Origin of the sequence: Quatrionicoccus australiensis (assembly GCF_020510425.1) — a bacterium.
GTDB classification, from domain to species: domain Bacteria; phylum Pseudomonadota; class Gammaproteobacteria; order Burkholderiales; family Rhodocyclaceae; genus Azonexus; species Azonexus australiensis_A.
Genome location: NZ_JAHBAH010000001.1, coordinates 2,108,989 through 2,134,549 on the forward strand (window position 1 = coordinate 2,108,989; position 25,561 = coordinate 2,134,549).

Genomic DNA, 25,561 nt, shown 5'->3' on the forward strand with positions numbered 1-25,561 from the left:
GGGGTCTGCCTGTTGGATGCCGGGGCATGATAAGTGCCCGGCGCGCGGCTTGGCAAGCCATCTATATATATGCAGCGATTTAGTTGAGGCGCTGGTAGCGGTTGCCGGGCAGGGTGGCGAGTACGCCGGAGAGCTCCAGCGTCAGCAATTCGGTGAGCAGTTGTTCGGTGCTGTAACCGGTCCGTTCGGCCAGTTGGTCTAGGCTGCACGGATCGTGGCCAAGGGCGATGAGCAGGGGATCTTCGGTCCGATGGGTGGCCTCATCCGGAAGCTGATTGTTCGCCGTCAGGTTGCCCAGTTCTTCCAGTATGTCGTCAGCGGTTTCGACCAGCTTGGCGCCTTGCCTGATCAGTTTGTGGCAGCCCCGGGCAAGCGGGGAATGGATGGAGCCGGGGATGGCAAAAACCTCGCGTCCCTGCTCGCCGGCGAGGCGCGCCGTGATCAGGGAGCCGCTTTCCGGCGCGGCTTCGACGACCAGTACGCCGCGTGCCAGGCCGGAAATGATCCGGTTGCGGCGGGGAAAATTGGCCGCCAGCACCGGTGTACCGAGGGGGAACTCGGAAACGATCAGGCCGCGTTCGGCGATCTGCAGGGCCAGCTCCTTGTTGCGGGCGGGGTAGATGCGGTCGGCGCCGGTGCCGATGACGGCAATCGTGTTGCCGTTGGCGGCCAGCGCACCTTGATGAGCGGCCGCATCGATGCCGAGCGCCAGGCCGCTGATGATGGTCAAACCTTGTCCAGCCAGCGTCCGGGCAAAGGCGTGGGCAGTCTGCAGGCCTTGTGGTGTGGCATTGCGACTGCCGACGACAGCCAGGCCTGGCTGCTCCAACAATTCCGGGTTGCCGCGCAGGTAGAGCACATTGGGCGGGTCGGGAATTTCCAGCAGAGCGGACGGGTAGGTGTCGTCGGCCAGGGTCAGGATGTGCTGTTCAGGGGCTTCCGCCCAGTTCAGGCTACGGTTGACGGCTTCGCTTGCATCAAAATCAAACAGCAGGTCGGCATGTTCGCCGATGACCGAACGTGCAGCCAGTCTGCCTGCAGCGAAAATTCCTTCCGGTAAACCAAAAGCGGCGAGAAGCTTTCTCTGCCTCTCGCCGCCGATTCCGGGGATCAGGGTCAGCCGCAGCCAGGCGGCCAGACCTTCGGTTGTTGTCACGGATTTCTGAGGGAGTCGCCAATCATCACGGATTTTTCCGATTGAACCACTAGCGCGTAGCTGACACGATCGAAGACGCGGAAGATAAATGCCAGCGCATAACGTTCTTCCGGGATGGGGGTTGAGACACGCTTGCCTTTTTCGTCGTAGCCAATGGAAAGCCGGTTGCGATACAGAGCGACGACGTGGCCAACTTCAAACGCATCATGAGTGCCGCGGTTGATCGTGATGACAGAACTGGTACCGCCTTCATTGGCGCCACCGTAGATGGCTATGATTTTGCCGGAAACGTCTTGTTCTGGGCGATGCGGCACGTAGGCCACAATCTCGGCGAGCGGCGTTGGCAACAAGCGATCGCCACGGCCAATTTCTTGTTTTGCGATTGTGATTTTGACGGAAGCTGGTTCGCCGGGTTCGAGCAAGCGGGCATTACCGAGGAAAAATGCTTCATGGCCGAGGACCTCGCCGGTGTCCGGATCCTTCAGGGCCTTGCCCGGACGGAAGATGTTCCAGTTCACAACGCTGGTATCGGGAATGCCGGTGACGTAGGCGGTGTCGCCACTGCCCATGAAAACCCGATCCTCCTGCGAGGCGATGATGCGGGCAATGTTGTCGTGGGCGCCGGGTTCGATGACCAGCGGTTGCGAGAGGAAGGGCTCGATTGCATTTGGCGGAATGCTCGGTACGATCTGCTGTACGGCTTCGCTGTACACCTTGGGCTGCAAACGGCCATTGCCCGTGCTACCGACTGATTTGCCAATCTTCAAGCGCGGTTTGCCGTTGACGTAGTCGAGCATGATCACGTCGCCGGGATAGATCCAGTGCGGATTCTTGATCTCGGCCTTGTTCATGTTCCAGATTTCCGGCCAGCGCCAGGGTTGCTTGAGAAATTTGCCGGAAATGCCCCACAGGGTGTCACCGCGGACGACAATGTGGCGATCAGGGGGATTGTCGACGAGTTGAAGCGGCTCTTCGGCAGATGCGCAGAAGGCCGTTACGGCCAGGATGAGCGCGGATATAATGCGAACCATTGTCGTAACCTCTCGTGCCGGTGGAACGCGGTGCGATCAACACTGTCTGAATAGTGTCTGGCAAGCCGGTTCATATCTCGGAAATTGCTGGAGATTCTGCACGTAATAACCTAATCGAGCAAGCTTTTCATCCGTTTTCCCTATGGCACTTCTACCCATTTTGCGTTTCCCCGATGTCCGGCTGAAAAAAGTCGCCGCGCCGGTTTCAACTATTGACGATGGCATCCGTAAACTCGTCGCCGACATGGCCGAGACCATGTACGAGGCGCCCGGTATCGGGCTGGCTGCGACCCAGGTCGATGTGCATAAGCAGATCGTCGTGATCGACATTTCCGAAGAGAAGAACGACCTGCGGGTGTTCATCAATCCGCGTCTCGATCAATGCGCGGGGTCGCAGGAGGGCGAGGAAGGCTGCCTGTCGGTGCCCGGCATCTACGACAAGGTCGAGCGGGCCGAATTCGTCACCGTGCATTACCTCGATCTTGACGGCAAGACACAGTCCCTGCAGGCCGACGGCCTGCTTGCCGTGTGCATCCAGCACGAACTGGATCACCTGAACGGCAAGGTTTTCGTCGATCACCTGTCGCAACTCAAACAGACCCGGATCCGGAACAAGCTGGCGAAGCAGGCGCGCGTCACCGCATGAGGCTGATCTTCGCCGGGACACCGGAATTTGCCGCACAGGCGCTGCAAGCAATCATTGCGGCTGGTCATGAGGTAGCGTTGGTGCTGACTCAGCCCGACCGTCCGGCTGGCCGCGGCATGAGCCTGCAGCCGTCGCCGGTCAAGAAACTGGCGCTCGAACACGGTATCGATGTCTTCCAGCCCTTGAGCCTCAAGGATGCCGAGGCGCAGGCGAGGATTGCTGCCATGCAGGCCGAGGTGATGGTGGTTGCCGCCTACGGGCTGATCCTGCCGCAAGTCGTGCTCGACATGCCGCGTCTGGGCTGCATCAATATTCACGCTTCGCTGTTGCCGCGCTGGCGCGGTGCCGCACCGATCCAGCGCGCGTTGCTCGCCGGCGATGCCGAGACGGGGGTCTGCATCATGCAGATGGAAGCCGGCCTCGATACCGGGCCGGTGCTGCTGCGCGGCGCTTTCCCGATTGCATCAACGGATACGACCGCGACACTGCATGACCGTCTGGCCGAGTTGGGCGCAAACCTTGCCGTCGAGGCGCTCGGCAAATTGCCGTTGCCGGCAGTTGCACAGCCGTTCGAAGGCATCACCTACGCGCACAAGATCGAGAAGGCGGAAGCGCTGATCGACTGGTCGAAAAGTGCTGCCGAACTCGATCGCCACATCCGTGCCTTCAATCCGTTTCCCGGTGCCCAGGCCTTGCTGGGTGGGCAGACCGTGAAGTTGTGGCGGGCCGAACCGGTCGTTGGTGAAGGTGAAATCGGGCAGGTTTTGCAGGTCGACCGGCAGGCGCTCGTGGTCGCCTGTGGCTCAGGGGCGCTGGCGATCAGCGAGTTGCAAAAGGCAGGCGGCAAGCGTCTGCCGGTGCAGCAGTTCCTGGCCGGCAACCCGCTGCAGGTGGGCGATCGTTTCGATCTGCCGGGCTGAGTGACGTGGGCTGCGTCCGGCGTTGCTGCCGGATGTCGCGCTAACTGCCGAGGTGGCCGCGTGCCACCTCTTTCTTTTCCAGCCGGCCAGGTGCGAAGGTGGCGATGACTTCGGCAAACAGCGCGCGGGCCCGAACACTGTTATCGCCACTGAAGTTGCAGACGTAGACATCCAGCGTGACGCCGCCGATTTCCGGCCATGTGTGCACGGCCAGGTGTGATTCGGCCAGCACCACGGTGCCGGTGACACCGGCCGGCTGGCCGGTGGCGTTTTCGAAGGTGTGGAAGAGTCGACCGACCACGCTCAGGCCATGCCGGCGACAGGCATCGACACAATAGTGTTCCAGCCCGGCGGCATCGAGCAGCAAGTTCGGGGCACAGCGGCAGTCGTGCAGGTCAGCGATCAGGTGCAGGCCATTCATTTGGCAATTCTATGGCGTTTCACGTGAAACCCGGCGGGCAAAAATGCCTTCGAGCAGGCGGCCGAGCCGATAACCGGCATTGACGATCTGCCGTTCGGCGATGCCGCGCGCCTGCGAGTCGAACTCTTCGGTAATCAAAGGTAGCAGGCTGCCGGCCGGGGGGTAGGCGGCAGCAAGCAGACGGTGGCTTTCGTTGCGCCAGCCGGTAACCGAACTTTGGGCGGGCGCCGGATAGCGGGCGAGCAGCTCGGCGGCACGGTTGTCCAGGCGCTTGCCGCGCAGGGAAGACGGCCCGGGCAATTCATCCCAGTACTGATGCAAGCTGGAGAAGGGTTGGCGGCGGGCCGGGTTTTCGATTTCCACGCGGTTGCCGCCATCGTCGCCCTCCTTGCCGACATGCAGCGGCTGGTGGATGTCGCCGACCAGATGCAGCAGCCAGGGCACTGCCCAGGAAATCTGCTCCGGGCTGGCGGTCGACCGCAAAATCTGGCTGATTTTCCCGATCTGGCGGTCGATTTCGCCGGCCCGGCGTTTGCCCCTGGCGTCGAGGTCGACGTAATGCCAGCGTTTGTGGCGGGCCTGGTCGAACAGGCCGGGAATGGCCGGTGTCGCGGCTCCCCGGGTTTCGTCGTAATAGCGGGGGTCATGCCGGATGCTGTCCGGCCAGGTTGCCGCTTCGGCGAAGATGGCGCGCGGCTCGTCGGAGCGGGATTTTTCCTGCCAGCGCGGGTAGTCAGGGTGACGGGCCAGGATTTCGGCAATCTGCTGCCGGCTGGCTGGCGACAATTGCTGCCAGGCGATGACGGCGCTCAACCGATGGCCAGCCCCATTCCAGGCGTGGACGATGGGCGGACAGAGGAGCAGGAAGAACAGAATCAGGAATCGACGCATTGCGGCATTATGCCGCGTGCGATAATCACAGACTATGTCGAAACTGCCGCTCACCTCACTGGCTTTTGCGCTGCAACAAGCCGCCCTCATCAACGTCGCCGTCTTTGCCGGGCAAAGCCTGGCCGATGGCCTGCTTGGCCGTGTTGATCCGCTTGCCCGCCCGGCGGTTCAGGATCTGGTCTATGGCAGCCTGCGCCAGTACGGACGGGGCGATTTCTTTTTGTCCCGCCTGCTCAGCAAGCCGCTGGCTGCCGAAGAAATTCGCGCCTTGTTGCTGGTCGCGATCTACCGTCTGGAAACCCGTCCGGACGCGGCGCATACCGTGGTCGATCAGGCCGTGGTGGCGGCCGGCGTCATGGCCGAAGGCCGTTTCCGTTCGCTGGTTAATGCCGTGCTGCGCAATTTCCTGCGGCAGCAAGCGGCGCTGAATACCGATCTGGCGGCCGACGAACTGGCCTCCAGCCAGCATCCCGACTGGTGGCTGGCGCAATTGCAAACGGCCTATCCGAACGATTGGCCGGCCATCGTCGCAGTCGGCAACGCGCCGCCGCCGATGGCGCTGCGTGTCAATCTGCGCCGCATCGGCCGTGACGAGTATCAACAGCGTCTGAGTGGCGTCGATATCGCCTCGACGCCAATCGACGAGGCTGGTCTGATGCTCGACAAGCCGGTGGGTGTTGATCGTCTGCCCGGTTTTTTCGACGGCCTGGTTTCCGTTCAGGATCCGGGCGCCCAGCGCACCGCCAGCCTGCTCGACCCGCAGCCTGGCAGTCGTGTGCTGGATGCCTGTGCCGCACCCGGTGGCAAGACGGCGCATTTGCTCGAACGCGCCGAGCTCGATCTGCTGGCGCTCGATCTCAAGCCGTCGCGTTGTCGCCGCATCGAGGAAAATCTGGCTCGCCTCGGGCTGCAGGCCGGGGTCAAGGCGGCCGATTGCGCCAAACTGAATTTGTGGTGGGACGGCCGTCCCTTCGATGCCGTGCTTGCTGACGTGCCCTGTACGGCAAGCGGTGTTGTGCGCCGTAATCCGGATGCCAAGTGGCTGCGCCGGGAGACCGATATCGCCAGCTTTGCGGCCAGCCAGGCGCGTATTCTCGATGCCTTGTGGCAGGTTGTCCGGCCGGGGGGTAAACTGCTTTACGTGACCTGTTCGGTTTTTCCGGCTGAAAATACCGAACAGATCGGGCTGTTCCTGGCGCGCCAGCCGCTGGCTCGCCGCTGCCATGAGGAACAGCTTTTGCCTACCGCTGAACATGATGGTTTCTTCTATTGCCTCCTCGAAAAACGTGACTGAGCGACTCCGGCGCTGGCTGTTGCTGCTGGTTTTCCTGCCGGTACTGGCGTGGACCGCAGAGATCGACATTGCAGCGCCGCAGATCGTGGCCGGCGATGATGGCTACGTGCTGTCGGCCGATTTCACTTTCGAACTGAACCAGCGCCTGGAAGAAGCGGTGACCAAGGGCGTCGTGCTCTATTTTGTCGCCGACTTCGAGCTTTCCCGGCCGCGCTGGTACTGGTTAGACGAAAAACTGCTCAGCCGAAGCCAGACCTACCGCCTGTCCTATCACGCGCTGACCCGGCAATACCGCTTGTCCACCGGCGCGCTGCACCAGTCGTTTTCCTCCTTGTCCGACGCCTTGCGCATGTTGGCGCGCCTGCGCAACTGGGTGGTGATCGACCGGAACGACAAGAGCATCAAGGCGGGTGAGCCGTATCAAGCCGCCTTGCGCCTGCGTCTGGACATCACGCAGTTGCCGCGTCCCTTCCAGATCAGCGCGCTCGGCAACAAGGAATGGAGCCTGTCTTCCGACTGGAAGACCTGGCAGCTCAGCCTGCCTGCCGTGTTGCCGGCGGAGGTCAAGTGAAGCGTTTCGTCGCCGCCAGCGGCGCGCTTGCTGCAGCCGTCGGTGCCATTGTCTGGTTCCTGCTGCTGATGTCGACGGCGGCGGATACGGTCATTTTTTCGCGCAATTACCCCTTGCTGATCGCCCTCAACATCATGCTGGCGCTCGGCATGCTCGCCCTCGTCGGCTCACAGCTGCGTTCCTTGTGGCGCGACTACCAGGCGCAGGTTTTCGGCGCCCGCCTCAAGCTGCGCCTGATGCTGATGTTCGGCGTCATTGCCGTGCTGCCGGGGGCGCTGGTCTACGGCGTTTCCGTGCAGTTCGTGACGCGTTCGATCGAGAGCTGGTTCGACGTGCGCGTCGAGAAGGCGCTCGAGTCCGGCCTGCATCTCGGTCGCTCGGCCCTCGATTCGCTGCTTGCCGACCTTGGTGAAAAGGGGCGCAGCATGGCCTCCGAACTGTCCGACATCCAGGAGTTTTCCCGCCGCTCGGCCCTGTTGCGCCTGCGTGACGAAAAGGGCGTGCAGTCGGCGGCGCTGTTCTCGCTTGGTGGCCAGCTGCTTTCCAGCGCGACCGGCGAACTGGGGGCCTTGCTGCCGGAACTGCCGACCCAGGCCCAGCTCAAGCAGGCGCGCAGCACGCGGGCAGTCAGTTCGGTCGAAGGTGAGGGCGGCAAGCTCTTTTTGCGCGTGCTGGTGGCCGTGACGGCGCGTGACGTTTTCGAGGAACCGCGCATCCTGCAACTGATCCAGCCGGTGCCGGAAGGTCTGGCGCACGACGCCGATGCGGTGCAGGCTGTTTATCGCGATTACCAGGAACTGCAGTTGGCACGCGAGGGCCTGACCCGCATTTATGCCCTGACTTTGACGTTGACCGTGCTGGTTGCGCTGTTCGGCGCCTTCGCACTGGCCTACGTCATGGCCCGCCGCCTGGTGGCGCCGCTGCACATCCTGGCCGAAGGCACGCAGGCCGTGGCGCAGGGCGACTTTTCGCCGCGCCAGGCAATCTACAGCGGCGACGAACTCGGCGTGCTGACCCAGTCCTTTAACCGGATGACCCGCCAGCTCAACGAAGCACGGCACGAAACCGAGCGCCATCGGGGGGAACTGGAGTCTGCGCGCGGCTATCTCGAATCGATCCTCGCCAACCTGTCGGCCGGTGTGCTGGTTTTCGACCGCCATTTCGTATTGCGTACGGTCAACGAAGGCGCTTTGACCGTTTTGAACGATGATTTCACCGGCCTGATCGGCGAAGCCGTTGAAAACTGGCCGCGCCAGAGCATCATGGGCGAATGCATCCGTACGCATTTTTCGGCCACCGACGAAGTCGAATGGCAAGCCCAGCTTGAACTGGAGCGCCCGAACGGCATGCCGCAGGTCTTGCTGCTGCGCGGTTCGCGCCTGCCGGAAGCGAGCGGTGGCGGCGATGTCGTGGTGTTCGACGATGTGACGCGGATGATCGCCGCCCAGCGCAGCGCGGCCTGGGGCGAAGTGGCCCGGCGCCTGGCGCACGAGATCAAGAACCCGCTGACGCCGATCCAGCTGTCGGCGGAGCGCCTGCAGTTCAAGCTGGCTGGCAAGCTGCTCAACGGCGATGCCGACATGCTGGCGCGCGGCACGCAGACCATCATCAATCAGGTGCAGGCAATGAAGCGCATGGTCGACGATTTCCGCGACTATGCCCGCCTGCCGGCACCGGAAGTTTCGCCGCTCGATCTCAACGAATTGATCGGCGAAGTGCTCGGCCTCTATGAAAGCTCGTCGGCCCGCATCGAAACCGAACTGGCCGCCGATCTGCCGGCTGTCCTTGGTGATGCGACGCAGCTACGCCAGATCATCCACAATCTGCTGCGCAATGCCGAAGATGCGCTCGAGGAGCGTCCGGATAGCTGCATCCGGATCATTACCGAGCGCCTCGGCCGCTGCGCCCGCCTGCAGATCGCCGATAACGGCCCCGGCTTCCCGGCCGAACTGCTGCCCCGGATTTTTGAACCCTACGTCACCACCAAGGCCCGCGGTACCGGCCTTGGCCTGCCCATCGTCAAGAAAATTGTCGAAGAACACCTGGGCACTATCGAAATCAGCAATGCACCGGAAGGCGGAGCACGAATCGACATTCGTCTGCCCCTGGTGAAGGAGGAGAGCCAATAATGGCGATTATTCTGGTCGTTGACGACGAAGTCGGCATCCGCGAACTACTGTCGGAAATCCTGATCGACGAGGGCTACGATGTCCGCCTCGCCGAAAATGCCGCAGCCGCCCGCCGGGTGCGCGGCGAACTGCGCCCCGATCTGGTCCTGCTCGACATCTGGATGCCCGACACCGACGGCATCTCGTTGTTGAAGGAGTGGCATGCCGGCGGCCAGCTCAACATGCCGGTGGTGATGATGTCGGGTCACGGCACCATTGATACGGCGGTTGAGGCGACGCGTTTCGGCGCCTTCGATTTTCTCGAAAAGCCGATTGCGCTGCAAAAGCTGCTGTCCACGGTGCAGAAGGCGCTCAAGCACGATGCGCCGCCGCAACGCCCGCCGCTGACCCTGGAAGCCTTCGGGCGCTCGGCTTTCATCAAGGAATTCAAGCGCCGGCTCGAACAGGCCGCCGCCAAGTCGCCGCTGCTGCTGCTCAAAGGCGCGACCGGCGGCATGGCCGAAATCTGCGCGCGCACGCTGCAGACGCCACGCGCACCCTGGCTGGACCTGTCCGGTATCAGCAGCGCCCTGACTCAGGAAATGCTGGAAAAGGTCAGTGGCGGCCTGCTCTTTGTGCCGGACCTGTCGGCCCTGGGTAAGATGCAGCAAATGAACCTGTCCTATGCGGTCGACCGTCTGGAAAAGCTCAATTTGCAGCTGGTCGCCGCTACCGCCCGGCCGCTTGCCACGCTGGGCGAAGCGGGCTGGGATGGCAAGCTGCTCACCCGCCTGGGTGAAGTCTTTGTCGCCATGCCCTCGCTGGCGGGGCATGCCGACGAATTGCCGGAAATCGCCAGCCTGCTGCTGAGCAATTTCGTCGAGCGCGGCGAAGTCCCGCCCCGCCGTTTCTCGACCGGTGCCCTCAATGCCTTGCGTACGCTGCCCTGGAAGAGCCTGCCCGACGCCAGCTGGACCGATCTCTATGTGCTGGTCCGCAACCTGGCCCTGACCGCGCTCGAAGAAGACATTTCGGCCGAGGATGTGATCCGCGTGACGCCCGAGAAGGAAGGGAACAGCCAGGAACTGGTTTCGCTGCAGCCCTTGCTCGAGCAACCGTTGCGCGAAGCGCGCGATGCCTTCGAGAAGCTGTATTTCGAGCATCATCTGCGTCTCGAGGGCGGCAACATGACCAAGCTCGCCGAGCGTTCCGGCCTGGAACGCACGCACCTGTATCGCAAGCTGAAGCAACTCGACGTCAAACTCGGCAAGCGCAACGAGGAATAGCTGACGGCGGCTGCGCGGCAGCCGTGACCTGATGCCCGGAAAGGCGGATAATGCCGCCTTTCCGAATTCATGGCGGAGTGCGACGTGAGCCGACCCAAAAACGATACCTTCCTGCGTGCCCTGCTCAAGGAGCCGACCGAATACACCCCGCTCTGGCTGATGCGCCAGGCCGGTCGCTACCTGCCGGAGTACTGCGAAACCCGCAAGCGGGCCGGCAATTTCCTGAACCTGTGCAAGTCGCCGACCCTGGCCTGCGAAGTCACATTGCAGCCGCTGGCCCGCTACGACCTCGACGCGGCCATCCTGTTTTCCGACATCCTGACCGTGCCGGATGCGATGGGGCTCGGTCTCTACTTCGCTGAAGGCGAGGGCCCGCGTTTCGAGCGTCCGCTGCGCGAGGAGTGGGCGATCAACAACCTGACCGCTACCGATCCCTACGAACATCTCGGCTACGTCATGGATGCGGTGGCCGAAATCCGCCGCGCACTGGACAACTCGGTACCGCTGATCGGCTTCTCCGGCAGCCCGTACACGCTCGCGTGCTACATGGTTGAAGGCCAGGGTTCGAGCGATTTCCGCCATATCAAGGGCATGATGTACAGCCGGCCGGACCTGCTGCACAAGATCCTGTCGGTAACGACCGAATCGGTGATTTCCTACTTGAATGCCCAGATCGATTCCGGCGCCCAGGCCGTGATGATTTTCGATACCTGGGGCGGCTCGCTGTCGAACGCGGCCTACCAGGAGTTCTCGCTGCAATACATGCAGCGCATCGTTGCCGGCCTGAAGAAGGAAAAGGACGGCCAGCGCATTCCGAGCATCGTGTTCACCAAGAACGGCGGCCTGTGGCTGGAAAAGATTGCCGCGATCGGCTGCGATGCGGTCGGCCTGGACTGGACGATCGATATCGGCGAAGCGCGTCGCCGCGTGGGCGACAAGGTCACGCTGCAGGGCAATCTCGATCCGAACGTGCTGTTCGCTGGGCCGGAAGTCGTCGCTGCCGAAGCGAAGAAGGTGCTCGACAGCTTCGGCGCCGGCAACACCGGTCACGTCTTCAACCTGGGTCACGGCATTTCGCAATACACGCCGCCGGAAAGTGTCACCGCGCTGGTTGAAACCGTGCATGCGCACAGCCGGTTATTACGTAAGTAATAGCCATAAGTAGGGGTCAAGGCGCTACTTATGCACAGTGCCTTGATCACCGGAGCAAAGAATTCCGGGAAATCGCTTGACAGGACGGTTATTGTCCAAGTTAATGAATTAAAAGGGATTTGTGTTTTGCCTATTATTTCGGCGAAGTGACAAATTCCTTTCCTGACCGCTACTTAGCGCAAACTTCCCGAAGAAATCCACAAAGTTATCCACAGCTTTTGTGGGTAAGATAAAAACCTTGTCTCTGGCAAGGTTTTCCCCAGGAAAACCGGAGAAATTTCGGCTCGTCGCCGCTGATCCATGCCCGTCTTACGCGTCGCCCTCGATTTGCCCCTGCACCGGCTGTTCGATTATGTCGCGGCCGAGGCGTCGACCGCTGACGTCGGCTTGCGCGTGCGCGTGCCCTTCGGGCGCGGCGAGAAAATCGGCATCATCGTCGAGGTCGCGGCGGGCAGCGACTGGCCGCTCGAACAATTGAAGGTGGCCGGTGAGATCCTGCGCGACGTGCCGCCCCTGCCGGCCGATTTCCTGCGCTTGTGCGAGTTTGCCAGCAGCTATTACCAGGCGGCCTATGGCGAGGTGTTGTTGCAGGCCTTGCCGGCCGGTCTCAAGCGGCTCGATCCACCGACCCGGCGCAACGCGCGTCCGGCGAAAGTCACGGAAAGCGTGCCCCGACCGGAGTTGACCGTTGAGCAAGCGGTTGCCGTCGAGGCGATCGATCCGGCCACCGGCTTTGCCGCGCATCTGCTGCATGGCGTGACCGGCAGCGGCAAGACCGAGGTTTATCTGCGCCTGATCGAGCGCACGCTGGCCGCCGGCCAGCAGGTGCTGCTGCTGGTCCCGGAAATCAACCTGACGCCGCAGCTCGAAGGCCGGGTGCGGGCGCGTTTTCCCGAGACCGGCGTTGTTTCTCTGCACAGCGAACTCGCCGAGGCGGCGCGCGAGCGGAACTGGCGGGCTGCCTTTGCCGGCGAGGCGAGCATCGTGCTCGGCACGCGCCTGGCGATTTTCACGCCGCTGCCGCGCCTCGGCCTGATCATCATCGACGAGGAGCACGATTCCTCGTTCAAGCAGCAGGACGGCATGCGCTATTCGGCGCGCGATGTCGGCGTCTTTCGCGCCCGTCAGCTTGGCATTCCCATTTTGCTTGGTTCGGCGACGCCGTCGCTGGAGTCCTGGGCCAATGCGCAGGGCACGCGCTATAACTTGCTGACGCTCAAGGAGCGGGCCAATCCTGAAGCCTCGCTGCCCACGGTCCACGTGCTGGATACGCGAAAAATGGTCTTGCAGGAAGGCGTCAGCGCCGCGCTGGTGGCCGGTATCCGCGAGCGCCTGGCGCGCGGCGAGCAGAGCCTGGTTTTCCTCAACCGGCGTGGCTACGCGCCCGTGCTGGCCTGTCCGGCCTGCGGCTGGGTGTCGCGCTGCACGCGCTGTGCCGCCAACATGGTGCTGCATCTCGCCGACCGCCGCTTGCGCTGCCATCATTGCGGCTGCGAGCATCGCATCCCGAAGGCCTGCCCGACCTGCGGCAACCAGGACATTCATCCTTTCGGGCGCGGCACGCAGCGCCTCGAAGGCTGGCTGCGCGAAACCTTCCCGGAAGCGCGCATCCTGCGCGTCGACCGCGATTCGGTGAAAAGCCGCAAGCAATGGGAAGCGATCCTCGAACGCATCCACGGCGGTGAGGCCGACATTCTGGTCGGCACGCAGATGCTGGCCAAGGGCCACGATTTCCCCAAGCTGACCCTGGTCGGCGTGCTCGGCGCCGATTCGGCGCTCTTTGCCGCCGACTGGCGCGCCCCGGAGCGCCTGTTCGCGCAGTTGATGCAGGTCGCCGGCCGCGCCGGCCGCGCCGAGCTGAAGGGCGAAGTGCTGATCCAGACGCAGTATCCGGATCATTCGCTGTACGCGGCGCTGGTCAAACACGATTACCCCGGTTTTGCCGCGACCCTGCTCAAGGAGCGCGAGCAGGCCGGTTTCCCGCCTTATGCCTTCCAGGCCATGCTGCGCGCCGAAGCGCCGCTGATGGCCGATGCCATCGCCTTTCTGACCACGGCGGCCAGCCTGCCGGTGGTCGCCGAGCACGGCAATATCCTGGTGTTCGATCCGATCCCGATGAAAATGGCGCGCCTGGCCAATCTCGAACGCGGTCAACTGCTCGTCGAATCGCATTCCCGGCCGGCCATGCAGGCTTTCCTGCCGTATTGGCGCGAAGCCGTCGAAGGCATCAAGGCGCCTGCGAAATTGCGCTGGCATATCGAAGTCGACCCCTACGAATTCTGACCGGCACGACCCTTGCGGATAGATGCACCCAAACCACTCAAGGAGGGTGTCATGCGTATCCAGGAATCGAACGTTCAACTCTCGGCCAATCACGAGGCCAGTCGCAGCCAAACCAGCGAAACGACCATGAACACGGACTTTCGCGCCTTGTTCAAGAGCCTCGCGGCGGTCCCGGACGAAGGCGAGGCAGCGGTGCGCCAGCGCGTGCAGAAACTGTTGCAGTCGCTGGTCGACGCCATTCTTGCCGCGATCGATGGCAAGAAATGCAGCGACGATCTTGCCGCCGGCAAGGATTTGCCGGCCGAGGCGGCAAGTACGGCAAGCTCGGCGCCCGCCGGTCGCGCTGCGGAAATCACCTGGCAGCGCACGGTGTGTGAAACCGTTTCCGAGTCGGAGCGGACCGATGTCTGCGGTAGCGGCAAGGTGAAAACCTGCGATGGCCGGGCGATCGACTTCGACTTCTCGCTCGCTCTTTCACGCGATTACCAGAGCACGAAGACGAGCAGCGAATCCGGCAGCATCGCGTTGCGCGACCCGCTGGTGCTCAGCTTTTCCGGCAATTCCTGCGAGTTGACCGATGAGCGCCTGAGCTTTGACCTGAATGCCGATGGTGTCGCGGAGCAGATTCCCGGTCTGGGGGCCGCCAGTTGCTTCCTGGTCTTCGACCGTAACGGCAACGGCAAGGCCGACAACGGCAGCGAGTTGTTCGGTGTGGCCAGCGGCTACGGCTTTAACGACCTCGCCAAGCTCGACAGCGACCACAACGGCTGGATAGACGAGGCGGACCCGGCGTGGAGCCAGCTTGGCCTGTGGTCGGGCAAGGACTACCAGACGTTGGGCGAAGGCGGCGTCGGCGCGCTTTACACCGGCGCGGTCGACGCGCCGTTTTCGCTCAAAACCAGGGACAACGAACTGCTCGGCCAGATCCGGGCGGCCGGTGTCTATCTCTCCGAAGCGGGCGAGGTGGGCAACCTGCAGCAGGTCGATTTGGCCGTTTCAGCTGCGTCGACCGCCCAGGAACAGCCAGAGCAGAGCCAGCAACTGGCCGCCTAGCAGGCTGAAAAAGGCGGCGCGGAAGGCTGCGTCGCCAGTCCAGCCGGCGGCCTGCAGGTTGTCGACGAGGATGCCGATGCCCCATTGCAAGCCGAAGGCACCGGCAAAGACGAGCAGATTGAGTGCCGTGTTGGCGCGTCCCGACAGAGCCGGTGGAAACGCCTGTGCGACCAGCGAATAGGATATGTTGGACAGCGAGAAGCAGGCGCCGAGCACCGGCCACAGCAGGTTGCCGGCTAGCGTCGGCTGGGCGCTGATCAGGCCGAAGCAGGCGAGGGCGACCAGCATCGCGCCGAGGTAGAGCTTGTCCAGGGAAATGCCGCGCCGGACCAGTCGCGTCGCGAAGAATCCCATGAACAGGAAGCCGGCGAGCATGGCGGCGCTGATCAGGGTCAGGCGATAGGCGATGCCGGTACCCGCCAGCCCTTCGAGCACCGTCATCCAGCGCGAGGCCCACAGGCCCTGTACGGCCATGAAACCGCCGGTGAAGAAGAAACCCATCGGCGCATAGCGCCAGAAATGCCGGCTGGCGAATATGCTGCGTACGCCAGCCATTTGCGCGGCAAAGCCGCCGGCCTGCTTTTCCTCGCCGGCCTTGTCGGGAACCAGGAACCAGAGCAGCGCGGCGACGAGCAGGGTAGTTGCGGCCAGGCCGAGGGCGATCTCGCGCCAGCTGGCGAAGCCGAGCGCCAGTTCGAGCGGTTTCGACGCGGCGAGCGCACCGAGGCCGCCCGAGGCCATGATCCAGCCGGTCAGCGAGGCCTGGCGCTCAGGCGGAAACCATTGGCTGAAGGCCTTGAACGAGGCCATCAGGCAGGCCGAGACGCCAAGTCCGATCAGCGCCCGCCCGCTGGCCAGGCCGCCCAGCGTGTCGGATAGCGCAAAGACGGCGGCGCCGGCGGCGGCGAGCAGAAGCAGGCCAGCCTCGACGCGGCGCGGCCCGAAGCGGTCGAGCAGCATGCCGAGCGGCAACTGCGCCGCGCCAAAGGCAAGGAAATAGGTGCTGGTCAGCAGGCCGAGGGCGTTGTCGCCAAGCGCCAGCTCGCGCGCCAGCACCGGGCCGATCACGGCATTGGCGGTGCGGAACAGGTAGGACAGGAAATAACCTGCGGCAAAGGGCAGGAAGAGGCTGATCCACAGCCGGCGTTGGTTGCTCTGATTCATGGCTTTCCAGGTTTCACGTGGAACTGCTCGCCTGATTCTGGTGCAGCCAGGCGAGGCGGGTTTCGATTTTTTGCCGCCAACCCTGCGCCATGCCGGGCGCGGCGGCGAGAGCGGCCAGTTCGGCGAGCGGCGGGCGATGCGTCTGGCAGAGCAGCAGGGCGGCGGCCAGCGTCAGGCTGTTGCTGGCGGCTTGTTCCAGAATCAGCTCGGCGCCGGGTTCAACCCGGCCGGGCGTCAGGACGCGCCAGTACCAGCCGGTCAGGCGTTGTTCGGCGATGAACAGCGCCATGCCGTCGCTGGCAAAACGCTCGTCGATCTTCCAGCACGGATTGCGCGGCTGGCAGACCTGCAGGCGGGCGTTGCCCAGGCGGTAGATGTCGCCGATGCAGACATCGCTTTCGTCGAGGTCGGCGGTGGCGATGTTTTCGCCGAGACTGCCGGGAACAAGTTGCGCCGCGGCTTCCGGAAAGCGGGCGGCCAGTCGTGCGTAATGCCGGCTCGGGTAGAGATGGACGGCTTTTTCCGGCCCGCCGTGTACGCGCCGGTCGGCCTGATGGTCGCTGGTGAAGCCTTCCGGGCCGAGTTCGAGCGGGCTGCTCGCCGGCTGTTTGTAGATGCCGCTTGGCCGGCCGGATTCAGGAAGCGGCCGGATGTCGCCGACGAAGAGAGAGATGTGCGCCATGGTCGCCGGATTTTGCCACTAATTCCACAACCAGGCGGCGCCGCGTACCCCCGAGGAATCCCCATGTGTCGGGGGCAGGATCTTGTTGTAAAAAACGTCGGAAAAAACATGTGGACCGCAGGCCGCCGGCAAGTTGCGGTAGAGGCGCTGCATTTTCGACAGGCCGCCGCCGAGCACGATCACGTCCGGGTCGAGGATGTTGATGATGCCGGCCAGGGCACGGCCAAGGCGGGCTTCGTAGCGCGCCAGGGTGGCGCTGCAGGCGGCATCGCCGGCGTTGGCGCGGGCTTCGATCTCGATCGCATTCAAGGCCTCGCCGCTGTTGATCAGATGGTCGCGCGCCATGGCCGGACCGGACAGCCAGGCTTCGACGCAGCCGCGGTGGCCGCAATAACAATCCGGCGCCGGGCCGTTATCGCCGTCCGCAGGCGGCAAGGGGTTATGCCCCCATTCGCCGGCTATCGCGTTGGCGCCGGTCAGTACCCGGCCATGGACGACGATGCCGCCGCCGACGCCGGTGCCGAGAATGACGCCAAAGACGATATTTGCGCCCCGGCCGCTGCCGTCGATGGCTTCGGACAAGGCAAAGCAGTTGGCGTCGTTGGCCAGACGGATTTCACGCTGGAGCAGGGTTTGCAGATCCTGGCGCAGCGGCTGGCCGATCAGGCAGGTGGAGTTGGCATTCTTGATCAGGCCGGTCGCCAGCGATTCGGCGCCGGGGATGGCGAGGCCGACGCTGCCGCGTTGGCCGAGTTCATTTTCGGTATTTTCGACCAGTCGACCGATGGCCGCCAGCGTCGCCCGGTAATCGCCCTGCGGGGTGGCGATGCGCCGGCGCAGCCGTTCGTTGCCATCGTCGGCGAGCGCGATGATCTCGATCTTGCTGCCGCCGAGGTCGATGCCGAGACGCAAGGCTCAGACCCGGACGGCTATGCCCTTGACGTTGCCGTAGGTGGTGGTCAATGTGCGCAGCACGCTGCCGCCGGCTTCGAGGAGCAGCATGAAGAGATTGCGTTCGGAATACAGGCAGACCGGGCCCTTGATGCCGTATTTCTTGACCATCGGCGGTGCCAGCTCGCAGAAGCGCGCTTCGACATCTTCGTCGTAGCAGGCGTAGCCCTCGCTCAGTTCGGAGTGCAGGCCGAGGATGGAGACGTAGAGCTTGCCGCCGATGCGCAGCTTGTGCAGCAATTCGCGGACGAGCTGGCGCGCTTCGGCATAAGGCAGGCCGCACAGGCTGCGCCGCACGATGATGATGTCGAAAGGCTCGCCGGATGAGTTTTCGGGTGGCTGCGGCAGGGCGCAGGGGGCGAAGCTGATTTCGTTGCCCATGCCGGCGGCGAGAATGCGGCCATTGATGTCCTGGCGTCGCGACTCGTCGTCGGCGACGGTGACCTGGGCGCCGAGGCGGGCGAACTCGGTGGCCAGTTGGCAATGACCGGCTGGCATGATCAGTACCGATACCCGGTTGTCGAAGCGATGGCGTTTGACGCACTCTTCCAGCGCGAAGCGTTCGAGCTCGTCGGTGCCTGGCTCCATCGGATTGACGGTACTATGTGTACTCATGCTTTATCTCTCCCTTGAGTTCATTGTGCACGATGGCCGGGTGCTCTGACAACCCGGATGGTCAAAGGAAGCAAATATGCTGGTTAGATTTGTATCGAGTGAAACGGGCGAAGTCCTGATGTTTGCCGAAACGGCGAAGATCTTGCTGGAAGCCATCGGCAAGGAAACGACGGCGCGTGGCACTTTCACGCGGGAGGAAATGCCGCTTGCCGCCGAGGCTTTGCGCCAGGCGGTGGCACGTGCCGGCAAGCCGCCCGAGGAAGATGAAGAAGAACGCGACAAGACCAAGCCGCCGGTGGTCGCACTCGGTACGCGTGCCTGGCCGTTGATTGAAATGCTCGACCGCACCGGTCGTTCCGGTCCGGACGCCAACATCATCTGGGAAGCGTCAGAAGCCTTCTGACGCCCGATCCGTGCTCAGAAGAGCTCGATGTCGTCGTTCTTGTCCTTCATTTCCGCCATGAAATGATCGATCGCTTCCTGCACCGGCATGCCCTGCATGACCGCTTCGAACATCGCGATTTCTTCGCGGGTCGTGTACTTGCACTTGATCTTTGACTGCAGCGCGACCCATTCACCCGGATTGAACAGGCGCCCGGTGTCGCCGACCAGATCGCTCAAGTCGCCGAGGCTGATGCCGACGTGGGCGAGGCGCTGCACCAGCTTGTCGTAAAACTGGAAGGCGATGATCGCCTGGTGCACCATGCTCGAGACGTGTTCCGAGATGCCGCCGAGATTCTTCTTGGCTTCGCCGACCGAACCATCGTCGGGCAGGGTTTCGACGGTATCGGAGATGGTCCGCATATAGCCGGCCATGGTCGTGAAGGAATCGGTCAGCACTTCGACCGAAGCATTGCTGTCCTTCATTGCCGCTTCGATCTGGACGGCGGCCAGTTCCAGCATCAGCACGGTTTCACGGACCTGGCTCCAGTTCAGGTCGGGGCTGTGGGCGCTTGAGCCACGTTGGTGGTGTGTCTTGTTGCTCATTCTTGTCGTCTGTCCTCTGGTGGTTCGCCAGACTATAGCGCAAGCGCCGCCGCGAATTCCAGCCCGCAGCTATTGGTATTGCCGGTTTTGCCGCGATAATTCGCCGATGAAATCCTGTCTTCTCCCGGTTTTTTGCTTTTTTGGCCTGTCGACCGCTGCCGCCGCGGCGCCTCTGGTTGCGGTCGATGTCGGCCACGGCAACAACGACACCGGAGCGCTCAGCGCGCGCGGCCGCGCCGAATTCGAATTCAACGGCGTGCTGGCGCGGGTTCTGGTCAAGGCCCTGCGCGAAAAGACACTGGCGGTGCGGGAAATCAACTTCGCCGGCGATATCGGCAGCCTGAGCGCCCGCCCGGAGCAGGCCAAAGGCAGCGACTTCTTCATCTCCATCCACCACGATTCGATCAGCGAAGCCTGGCTCAAGCCCTGGGTCTGGGAGGGCGTCGAGCGCACCCATACCGACGTCAAACGCGGCTACGGCATTTTCGTGTCACCGCAGAATCCCGACCTTGAAACCAGCCTGCGCTGCGCTTCGGCGATCGGCAGCCAGCTTCGCCGTGCCGGTTTCGTACCGACGCCCTGGCATGGCCGCAAACACAAGCCGGCCGATGCTGAAAACGGCGTCTGGTATTACGACAATCTTGTGGTTTTGTACCGCACGAGCTTGCCGGCCGTGCTTTTCGAGGCCGGGGTGATCAAGCACCGCGATGAAGAGTTGGAGTTGCTCGATCCCGAGCGTCAGGCCTTGATGGCCGATGTCGTGGCGACCGGCATCGCGGCCTGCCTTTCCGTCAAAGAAACATCGGCTCCGGCGTCAGAGCCACCGCAAAGCGTGCCCTGACCTCGGCCTGCACGGCCGCCATGGTGCGTTTGACGTCGTCGCCGTTGGCGCCGCCCCGGTTGACCAGGACCAGTGCCTGTTTTTCGTACATGCCGACCGGCCCGAGATTTTTTCCCTTCCAGCCAGCTTGCTCGATCAGCCAGCCGGCGGCCAGTTTGACCCGGCCATCGGGTTGCGGATAGCGCGGCAGATTCGGAAAATCAGCGGCCAGGCGCTCGGCTTCTGCGGCGCTGACCACCGGGTTGTGGAAGAAGCTGCCGGTATTCGGGATCTGCGCCGGGTCGGGCAGCTTGCGCTGGCGTACCGCAATGATCGCGTTGGCGATTTCCTGCGGCGTCGGCGCGGCGATCTCGCGCGCCGCCAGTTCCTGCGCCACATCGGTGTAGCGGATATTGGGTTGCCAGGCTTTGGCCAGGCGGAAAACCACTGAAACGATCGCCATCCGGCCGCTCAAATGCCAGCCTTGCTGCTTGAACAGGCTGTCGCGGTAGGCGAAACGGCAGGCCTGGCGGTCGACCGTTGTAAATGCCTGTTTTTCAAAATCCCAGGCGCTCAGTGAGTGGAAACATTCGCCGACCTCCAACCCGTAAGCGCCGATATTCTGGATCGGCGCCGCGCCGACCGTGCCGGGAATCAGGCTGAGGTTTTCCAGGCCGGGCCAGCCCTGCGCCAGCGTCCACTGTACGAAATCATGCCAGTTCTCGCCGGCGCCGGCTTCGATGTACCAGGCCTCGTCGTCTTCCTGCAGCAAGCGCTTGCCGGGGATCGCCATGTGCAGCAGCAGGCCGGCAAAATCGCCGGTCAGCACGAGGTTGCTGCCGCCGCCAAGGATGAAGCGCTGCTCGTCTTTCAGTGCCGGATCGGTCAACTGCGCCGGATCGCTGATTTTCAGGTAGCGCGCCGCCTTGCCGGGCAAGGCGAGGGTGTTGAAGGGCGTCAGGTCGACGGCGGAGGCGAGCTTCATGCGCTCATGCGCCGAGCAGCAGCGCGCCGAGCGCTGCCGGCTGCGCCGCCGCCCGCCAGCCGGGTCGCATTTCGTCGGCGCTCAGGCTGCCGTAACCCCAGGTCACGGCGATGAAGGGCAGGCCGTTGGCGTCGGCCGACTCGCCGTCCTCGCTGCGGTCGCCGATGTAGATCGCCTGTTCCCGGGCAATGTTCTGGTCGGCAAGCAGGCGGGCAATCATCGCTGCCTTGTCGGGCAGACGTGGCGTGAATAGGTCGAGGGCATAAACATGGGCGAAATGCCCGCTCCAGCCAAGATGATCGAGGATCAGCCGGGTCGGGTGAATGCGCTTGTTGGTGGCAATCGACAGCGTCAGCCCGGCTTCGGCCAGTCCGGCGAGCAATTCGCCGACCCCGGCAAACGCGGCCGTCGCCTTGTAGCCCTCGCTGTCGTAACTCGCCTTGAAGGCTTCGGCCAGCCCGGCGACCAGGGCCGGATCATCGCTGCCCGACAGCAGTTGCAGGGTTTCCACGAGCGGCGGCCCGATCACGCTGTCGTCGATGGTTCGCGCCGGCGCAACGCCGGTCCGCGCAAAAGCCTCGCGAAAACTCGCCAGGATGGCGGGCGCGGAGTCGATCAGGGTGCCGTCGAGGTCAAAAAGAATGTGCGGGTGGCGGGGCATGGCGGCAAGAGACAGTTGTCGGAGGCGCGATTATCGCCTGCGTTGAGGCTTTCGGTCACAAACCGGTCGTCGGGAAATGGCTTGCGCGAAACAAAAAATGCCCGCCAGCAAGGGCGGGCGTGGCGGTCAATCAGACAAGTAGATCGACCGCCGCGTACAGCACCCGAATCAGAGCAGCGGCGCCAGCCAGTATTCGGCGTCCTTGAGCGACATGCCCTTGCGTGCCGCCCAATCTTCCAGCTGATCGCGTCCGATCTTCGGAATGGCGAAGTAGGTCGATGCCGGATGCCCGATGTAGAAGCCGGACACCGCCGCTGCCGGCGTCATCGCGCAGGATTCGGTGAGCTGCATGCCGGCCGTGTTCGGGGCGTCGAGCAGGGCGAACAGTTCGCGCTTGGCGGTGTGGTCCGGGCAGGCCGGGTAGCCGGGGGCAGGGCGGATGCCCTTGTATTGCTCGTTGATCAGGGCGTCGTTGTCGAGCTTCTCGTCGCTGGCGTAGCCCCAGTAGTGAGTGCGTACTTCGGCGTGCAGCCATTCAGCAGCCGCTTCGGCGAAACGGTCGGCGAGCGACTTGAGCATGATCGCCGAGTAGTCGTCGTTGGCTTTCTCGAAAGCGGCGACGCGTTCGTCGATGCCCAGACCGGCAGTGACGGCGAAGGCGCCGACATAATCCTCTGCGCCGACATAATCGGCCAGCGCGACGTTGAACCGGCCCTTCGGCTGTTTGTGCTGCTGACGCAGGCCAACCCAGCGGGTCAGTTCGGTCGTGCGGCTTTCGTCGCTGTAGATGATGATGTCTTCGTTGTCGCCGCGGGCCGGGTAGAGCCCGAACACGGCTTTGGCGGTCAACCACTTCTCGCCGACGATTTTTCTCAGCATGGCTTGTGCATCGGCAAACAACTGGCGGGCGGTTTCGCCGACCACTTCGTTTTGCAGGATGGCCGGGTAGCGGCCGGCCAGGTCCCAGCTTTGGAAGAAGGGCGACCAGTCGATGTAGGGCACCAGCTTTTCCAGGTCCAGCGTCAGTGTGTGGCGGCCGGGCTGTTGCGGTTTGACCGGCGTATGGCTTTCGTTCCACGTGAAACGGTTGGTGCGCGCTTCGGCCAGCGTAACCAGCGTCGCGCCCTTGCGGCCGGCGTGTTCGGCGCGCACGGTTTCGTATTCGGCGACGATCTCGGCCATGTAGCCGTCGCGCTGCTCGGCGGAGAGCAGCTTGGTGGCGACGCCGACGGCGCGCGAGGCGTCCGGCACGTAAACCACGGCGCCTTCGGTATTGGGGGCGATCTTGATCGCGGTGTGGGCGCGGCTGGTCGTGGCGCCGCCGATCAGCAGCGGCTGTTTCATGTTCAGGCGCTGCATTTCGCTGGCGACGTGGGCCATTTCTTCGAGCGACGGCGTGATCAGGCCGGACAGACCGATGATATCGACGCGATGTTCGAGCGCCGCCTTGAGGATGTTGTCGCAACTGACCATGACGCCGAGGTCGACCACGTCGTAGCCATTGCAGCCGAGCACGACGCCGACGATGTTCTTGCCGATGTCGTGCACGTCGCCCTTGACCGTGGCCATCAGGATCTTGCCCTTGCTGCCCAGGCCGGTGCGGGTCTTTTCCGCCTCGATGTAGGGCAGCAGGTGGGCGACCGCCTGTTTCATGACGCGCGCCGACTTGACGACTTGCGGCAGGAACATCTTGCCGGCGCCGAACAGGTCGCCGACGACGTTCATGCCGTTCATCAGCGGTCCTTCGATCACGGAAAGCGGCGGTTTGCCTTCACCTTCGAGCTTGGCGCGCACTTCCTCGGTATCGGCCACGACGAAATCGGTGATGCCCTTGATCAGCGCGTGTTCCAGACGCTTCTCGACCGACTGCTCACGCCAGATGAGATCCGGACCGGAATCCTTGGCCTTGCCTTCCTTGACGGTCTGGGCGAAATCAACCAAGGCTTCGCCGGCGCCGGGGTTCTTGTTCAAGACCACGTCCTCGACCTTGGCGCGCAGCACCGGCTCCAGATCGTCGTACACGCCGAGCATGCCGGCATTGACGATGCCCATGGTCATGCCAGCCTGGATCGCGTGGTAGAGGAAGACGGTGTGGATCGCTTCACGCACCGCGTCGTTGCCGCGGAAGCTGAACGAAACGTTCGAGACGCCGCCGGAAATGTGCGCATGTGGCAGGTTCTGCTTGATCCAGCGCACCGACTCGATGAAATCGACGGCGTAGTTGTCGTGCTCGGGGATGCCGGTGGCGATGGCGAAGATGTTCGGGTCGAAAATGATGTCTTCGGCCGGGAAGCCGATGCTTAGCAGCAGCTCGTAGGCGCGCTGGCAAATCTCCGTCTTGCGGGCGTAGGTGTCGGCCTGGCCCTTTTCGTCGAAAGCCATGACGATGACGGCGGCGCCGTAGCGGCGGGCAAGTTTCGCCTGTTCGATGAACTTGGCCTCGCCTTCCTTCATCGAGATCGAATTGACGATGCCCTTGCCCTGGATGCACTTGAGGCCGGCTTCGATGACTTCCCACTTCGACGAGTCGATCATGATCGGCACGCGCGAGATGTCCGGTTCCGAAGCGATCAGCTTGAGGAAACGATCCATCGCGGCGATCGAGTCGAGCATCGCCTCGTCCATGTTGATGTCGATCACCTGGGCGCCGTTTTCGACCTGCTGGCGGGCGACGGCCAGCGCGTCGTCGAAGCGGCCTTCGAGAATCATCCGGGCGAAGGCTTTCGAACCGGTGACGTTGGTGCGTTCGCCGACGTTCACGTAGAGCGAATCGGCGCCGACGTTGAACGGCTCGAGCCCGGACAGGCGCAGCTTCTTTTCGATTTCCGGCACTTTGCGCGGGTTGACCGCTGCGACGCGCTCGGCGATGACGCGGATGTGATCCGGCGAGGTGCCGCAACAGCCGCCAACAATATTGACGATGCCGGTCTTGGCCCAGCTCTCGATCTCGTCGGCGAGCATTTCCGGCGTTTCGTCGTAGCCGCCGAAGGCGTTGGGCAGGCCGGCGTTCGGGTGGGCGGAAACGAAGCAGTCGCAGACGCGCGACAGCTCTTCGACGTACTGGCGCAACTCGTTGGCGCCGAGCGCGCAGTTCAGGCCGAAGGAAAGCGGCTGGATGTGGTTCAGCGAATTCCAGAAAGCCTCGGCGGTCTGGCCCGACAGCGTGCGGCCGGAAGCGTCGGTGATCGTGCCAGAGATCATCACCGGCCAACGCCGGCCGGTCTGCTCGAAGAAGCTTTCGATGGCGAACAGCGCAGCCTTGGCGTTCAGCGTGTCGAACACGGTTTCGACGAGCAGGATGTCGGCGCCGCCGTCGACCAGGCCGCTGATCGATTCGAGGTAGTTGGCGACCAGTTCGTCGAAAGTGACGTTGCGATAGCCGGGGTCGTTGACGTCCGGCGAGATCGAGGCGGTGCGGCTGGTCGGGCCGAGCACGCCGGCGACGAAGCGTGGCTTGGCCGGGTTGGCGGCGGTGAATTCGTCGCACAGTTCGCGGGCGATGCGGGCGCCTTCGAAATTCAGCTCATAGACCAGCTCGGTCAGGTTGTAATCGGCCTGCGACACCGAGGTCGAATTGAAGGTGCAGGTTTCGAGAATGTCGGCGCCGGCTTCGAGGTAGGCGCGGTGGATGCCGCTGATGATCTGCGGCTGGGTCAGCAGCAGCAGGTCGTTGTTGCCCTTGAGGTCGTGCGGGTGATCCTTCAGGCGCTCGCCGCGGTAGTCCGCTTCCTGCAGTCCATGGCGCTGGATCATCGTGCCCATGGCGCCGTCGAGGACGAGCAGGCGCTGCTGGAGCAGGGATTGGAGTTCGGCAGTACGGTCGGCTTGGATCATGGATCACCTCGGCAAAACAAAATACACGCCGGAGGGAGCCGAAAAAAAGG

At 63.4% G+C, this 25,561-nt stretch carries 23 protein-coding genes; 11 read left to right on the forward strand and 12 right to left on the reverse strand.

Translation table 11 applies throughout. The annotated features are described in order from the left end of the window. Positions 1-79 precede the first annotated feature (79 nt). On the reverse strand, positions 80-1,156 hold the full coding sequence (gene dprA / locus KIG99_RS10115; protein WP_226460054.1) for a DNA-processing protein DprA: 1,077 nt from the start codon (positions 1,154-1,156) through the stop codon (positions 80-82). Continuing rightward, a complete protein-coding gene (locus KIG99_RS10120; protein ID WP_455431255.1) occupies positions 1,153-2,007 on the reverse strand; it encodes a LysM peptidoglycan-binding domain-containing protein in 855 nt (284 codons plus the stop codon). The genes dprA and KIG99_RS10120 overlap by 4 nt, the downstream gene beginning before the upstream one ends. Before the next feature lie 322 nt (positions 2,008-2,329). Between KIG99_RS10120 and def the strand changes: the two genes are divergently transcribed. Continuing rightward, positions 2,330-2,833 (forward strand): peptide deformylase, encoded by a 504-nt coding sequence (gene def, locus KIG99_RS10125; RefSeq protein ID WP_226460056.1) that lies wholly within the window; start codon positions 2,330-2,332, stop codon positions 2,831-2,833. Next, positions 2,830-3,753: a methionyl-tRNA formyltransferase gene (gene fmt / locus KIG99_RS10130; RefSeq protein ID WP_226460057.1), complete on the forward strand. Its 924-nt coding sequence runs from the start codon at positions 2,830-2,832 to the stop codon at positions 3,751-3,753. The genes def and fmt overlap by 4 nt, the downstream gene beginning before the upstream one ends. 40 nt (positions 3,754-3,793) lie before the next feature. On the opposite strand, the gene speD is transcribed toward fmt, so the two are convergent. Further along, positions 3,794-4,174: an adenosylmethionine decarboxylase gene (gene speD, locus KIG99_RS10135; protein ID WP_226460058.1), complete on the reverse strand. Its 381-nt coding sequence runs from the start codon at positions 4,172-4,174 to the stop codon at positions 3,794-3,796. 9 nt (positions 4,175-4,183) lie between these two features. Next, complete coding sequence (locus tag KIG99_RS10140) at positions 4,184-5,065, reverse strand: S1/P1 nuclease (protein WP_226460059.1); 882 nt, start codon at positions 5,063-5,065, stop codon at positions 4,184-4,186. A 34-nt stretch (positions 5,066-5,099) separates the two neighbouring features. Between KIG99_RS10140 and rsmB the strand changes: the two genes are divergently transcribed. The 7 genes from rsmB to KIG99_RS10175 all read left to right on the forward strand — a co-directional run bounded on the left by rsmB (position 5,100) and on the right by KIG99_RS10175 (position 14,812). Beyond that, positions 5,100-6,359, forward strand: coding sequence for a 16S rRNA (cytosine(967)-C(5))-methyltransferase RsmB (rsmB, locus tag KIG99_RS10145; RefSeq protein ID WP_226460060.1), 1,260 nt, complete (start codon positions 5,100-5,102; stop codon positions 6,357-6,359). After that, positions 6,352-6,930 (forward strand): DUF4390 domain-containing protein, encoded by a 579-nt coding sequence (locus KIG99_RS10150; RefSeq protein WP_226460061.1) that lies wholly within the window; start codon positions 6,352-6,354, stop codon positions 6,928-6,930. Before rsmB ends, KIG99_RS10150 begins: the two co-directional genes overlap by 8 nt. Then, on the forward strand, positions 6,927-9,059 hold the full coding sequence (locus tag KIG99_RS10155) for a sensor histidine kinase (RefSeq protein ID WP_226460062.1): 2,133 nt from the start codon (positions 6,927-6,929) through the stop codon (positions 9,057-9,059). The genes KIG99_RS10150 and KIG99_RS10155 overlap by 4 nt, the downstream gene beginning before the upstream one ends. Beyond that, the gene (locus KIG99_RS10160) at positions 9,059-10,324 is read left to right on the forward strand and encodes a sigma-54-dependent transcriptional regulator (RefSeq protein WP_226460063.1); all 1,266 of its coding nucleotides are present in this window, start codon (positions 9,059-9,061) and stop codon (positions 10,322-10,324) included. Before KIG99_RS10155 ends, KIG99_RS10160 begins: the two co-directional genes overlap by 1 nt. Before the next feature lie 84 nt (positions 10,325-10,408). Further along, positions 10,409-11,476 (forward strand): uroporphyrinogen decarboxylase, encoded by a 1,068-nt coding sequence (hemE, locus tag KIG99_RS10165; protein ID WP_226441804.1) that lies wholly within the window; start codon positions 10,409-10,411, stop codon positions 11,474-11,476. 300 nt (positions 11,477-11,776) lie between these two features. Further along, a complete protein-coding gene (locus KIG99_RS10170; RefSeq protein WP_226460064.1) occupies positions 11,777-13,759 on the forward strand; it encodes a primosomal protein N' in 1,983 nt (660 codons plus the stop codon). Positions 13,760-13,810: 51 nt separating this feature from the next. Then, the gene (locus KIG99_RS10175) at positions 13,811-14,812 is read left to right on the forward strand and encodes a hypothetical protein (protein WP_226460065.1); all 1,002 of its coding nucleotides are present in this window, start codon (positions 13,811-13,813) and stop codon (positions 14,810-14,812) included. On the opposite strand, the gene KIG99_RS10180 is transcribed toward KIG99_RS10175, so the two are convergent. From KIG99_RS10180 to KIG99_RS10195, 4 genes are read right to left on the reverse strand one after another with little or no spacing between them, the layout of a single operon-like run. Then, positions 14,756-15,976: an MFS transporter gene (locus KIG99_RS10180; RefSeq protein ID WP_226460066.1), complete on the reverse strand. Its 1,221-nt coding sequence runs from the start codon at positions 15,974-15,976 to the stop codon at positions 14,756-14,758. The genes KIG99_RS10175 and KIG99_RS10180 overlap by 57 nt on opposite strands. Positions 15,977-15,989: 13 nt before the next feature. Continuing rightward, positions 15,990-16,658, reverse strand: coding sequence for an MOSC domain-containing protein (locus tag KIG99_RS10185; RefSeq protein WP_226460067.1), 669 nt, complete (start codon positions 16,656-16,658; stop codon positions 15,990-15,992). 18 nt (positions 16,659-16,676) lie between these two features. Beyond that, a complete protein-coding gene (locus KIG99_RS10190) occupies positions 16,677-17,570 on the reverse strand; it encodes an ROK family protein (protein ID WP_226460068.1) in 894 nt (297 codons plus the stop codon). Positions 17,571-17,573: 3 nt separating this feature from the next. Further along, positions 17,574-18,224, reverse strand: coding sequence for a methyltransferase domain-containing protein (locus KIG99_RS10195; protein WP_226460069.1), 651 nt, complete (start codon positions 18,222-18,224; stop codon positions 17,574-17,576). Positions 18,225-18,300: 76 nt separating this feature from the next. Here KIG99_RS10195 and KIG99_RS10200 point away from each other — a divergent pair, with 76 nt between their 5' ends. After that, positions 18,301-18,627 carry a DUF1840 domain-containing protein gene (locus tag KIG99_RS10200; RefSeq protein WP_226460070.1) on the forward strand — a complete coding sequence of 109 codons (327 nt, stop codon included), beginning with the start codon at positions 18,301-18,303 and terminating at the stop codon, positions 18,625-18,627. Between the two features lie 14 nt (positions 18,628-18,641). Here the strand turns inward: KIG99_RS10200 and KIG99_RS10205 are convergent, their stop codons facing one another. Then, positions 18,642-19,211: a hypothetical protein gene (locus KIG99_RS10205; protein WP_226460071.1), complete on the reverse strand. Its 570-nt coding sequence runs from the start codon at positions 19,209-19,211 to the stop codon at positions 18,642-18,644. Positions 19,212-19,317: 106 nt separating this feature from the next. Between KIG99_RS10205 and KIG99_RS10210 the strand changes: the two genes are divergently transcribed. Further along, the gene (locus KIG99_RS10210) at positions 19,318-20,052 is read left to right on the forward strand and encodes an N-acetylmuramoyl-L-alanine amidase family protein (protein WP_226460072.1); all 735 of its coding nucleotides are present in this window, start codon (positions 19,318-19,320) and stop codon (positions 20,050-20,052) included. Here KIG99_RS10210 and murB read toward each other — a convergent pair. The 3 genes from murB to metH all read right to left on the reverse strand — a co-directional run bounded on the left by murB (position 20,003) and on the right by metH (position 25,508). Further along, the gene (murB, locus tag KIG99_RS10215) at positions 20,003-21,016 is read right to left on the reverse strand and encodes a UDP-N-acetylmuramate dehydrogenase (RefSeq protein ID WP_226460073.1); all 1,014 of its coding nucleotides are present in this window, start codon (positions 21,014-21,016) and stop codon (positions 20,003-20,005) included. The genes KIG99_RS10210 and murB overlap by 50 nt on opposite strands. Before the next feature lie 4 nt (positions 21,017-21,020). After that, on the reverse strand, positions 21,021-21,677 hold the full coding sequence (locus tag KIG99_RS10220; RefSeq protein WP_226460074.1) for an HAD family hydrolase: 657 nt from the start codon (positions 21,675-21,677) through the stop codon (positions 21,021-21,023). A gap of 168 nt (positions 21,678-21,845) precedes the next feature. Next, positions 21,846-25,508, reverse strand: a complete 3,663-nt coding sequence (gene metH, locus KIG99_RS10225) for a methionine synthase (RefSeq protein ID WP_226461806.1) — start codon at positions 25,506-25,508, stop codon at positions 21,846-21,848. Positions 25,509-25,561 lie beyond the last annotated feature (53 nt).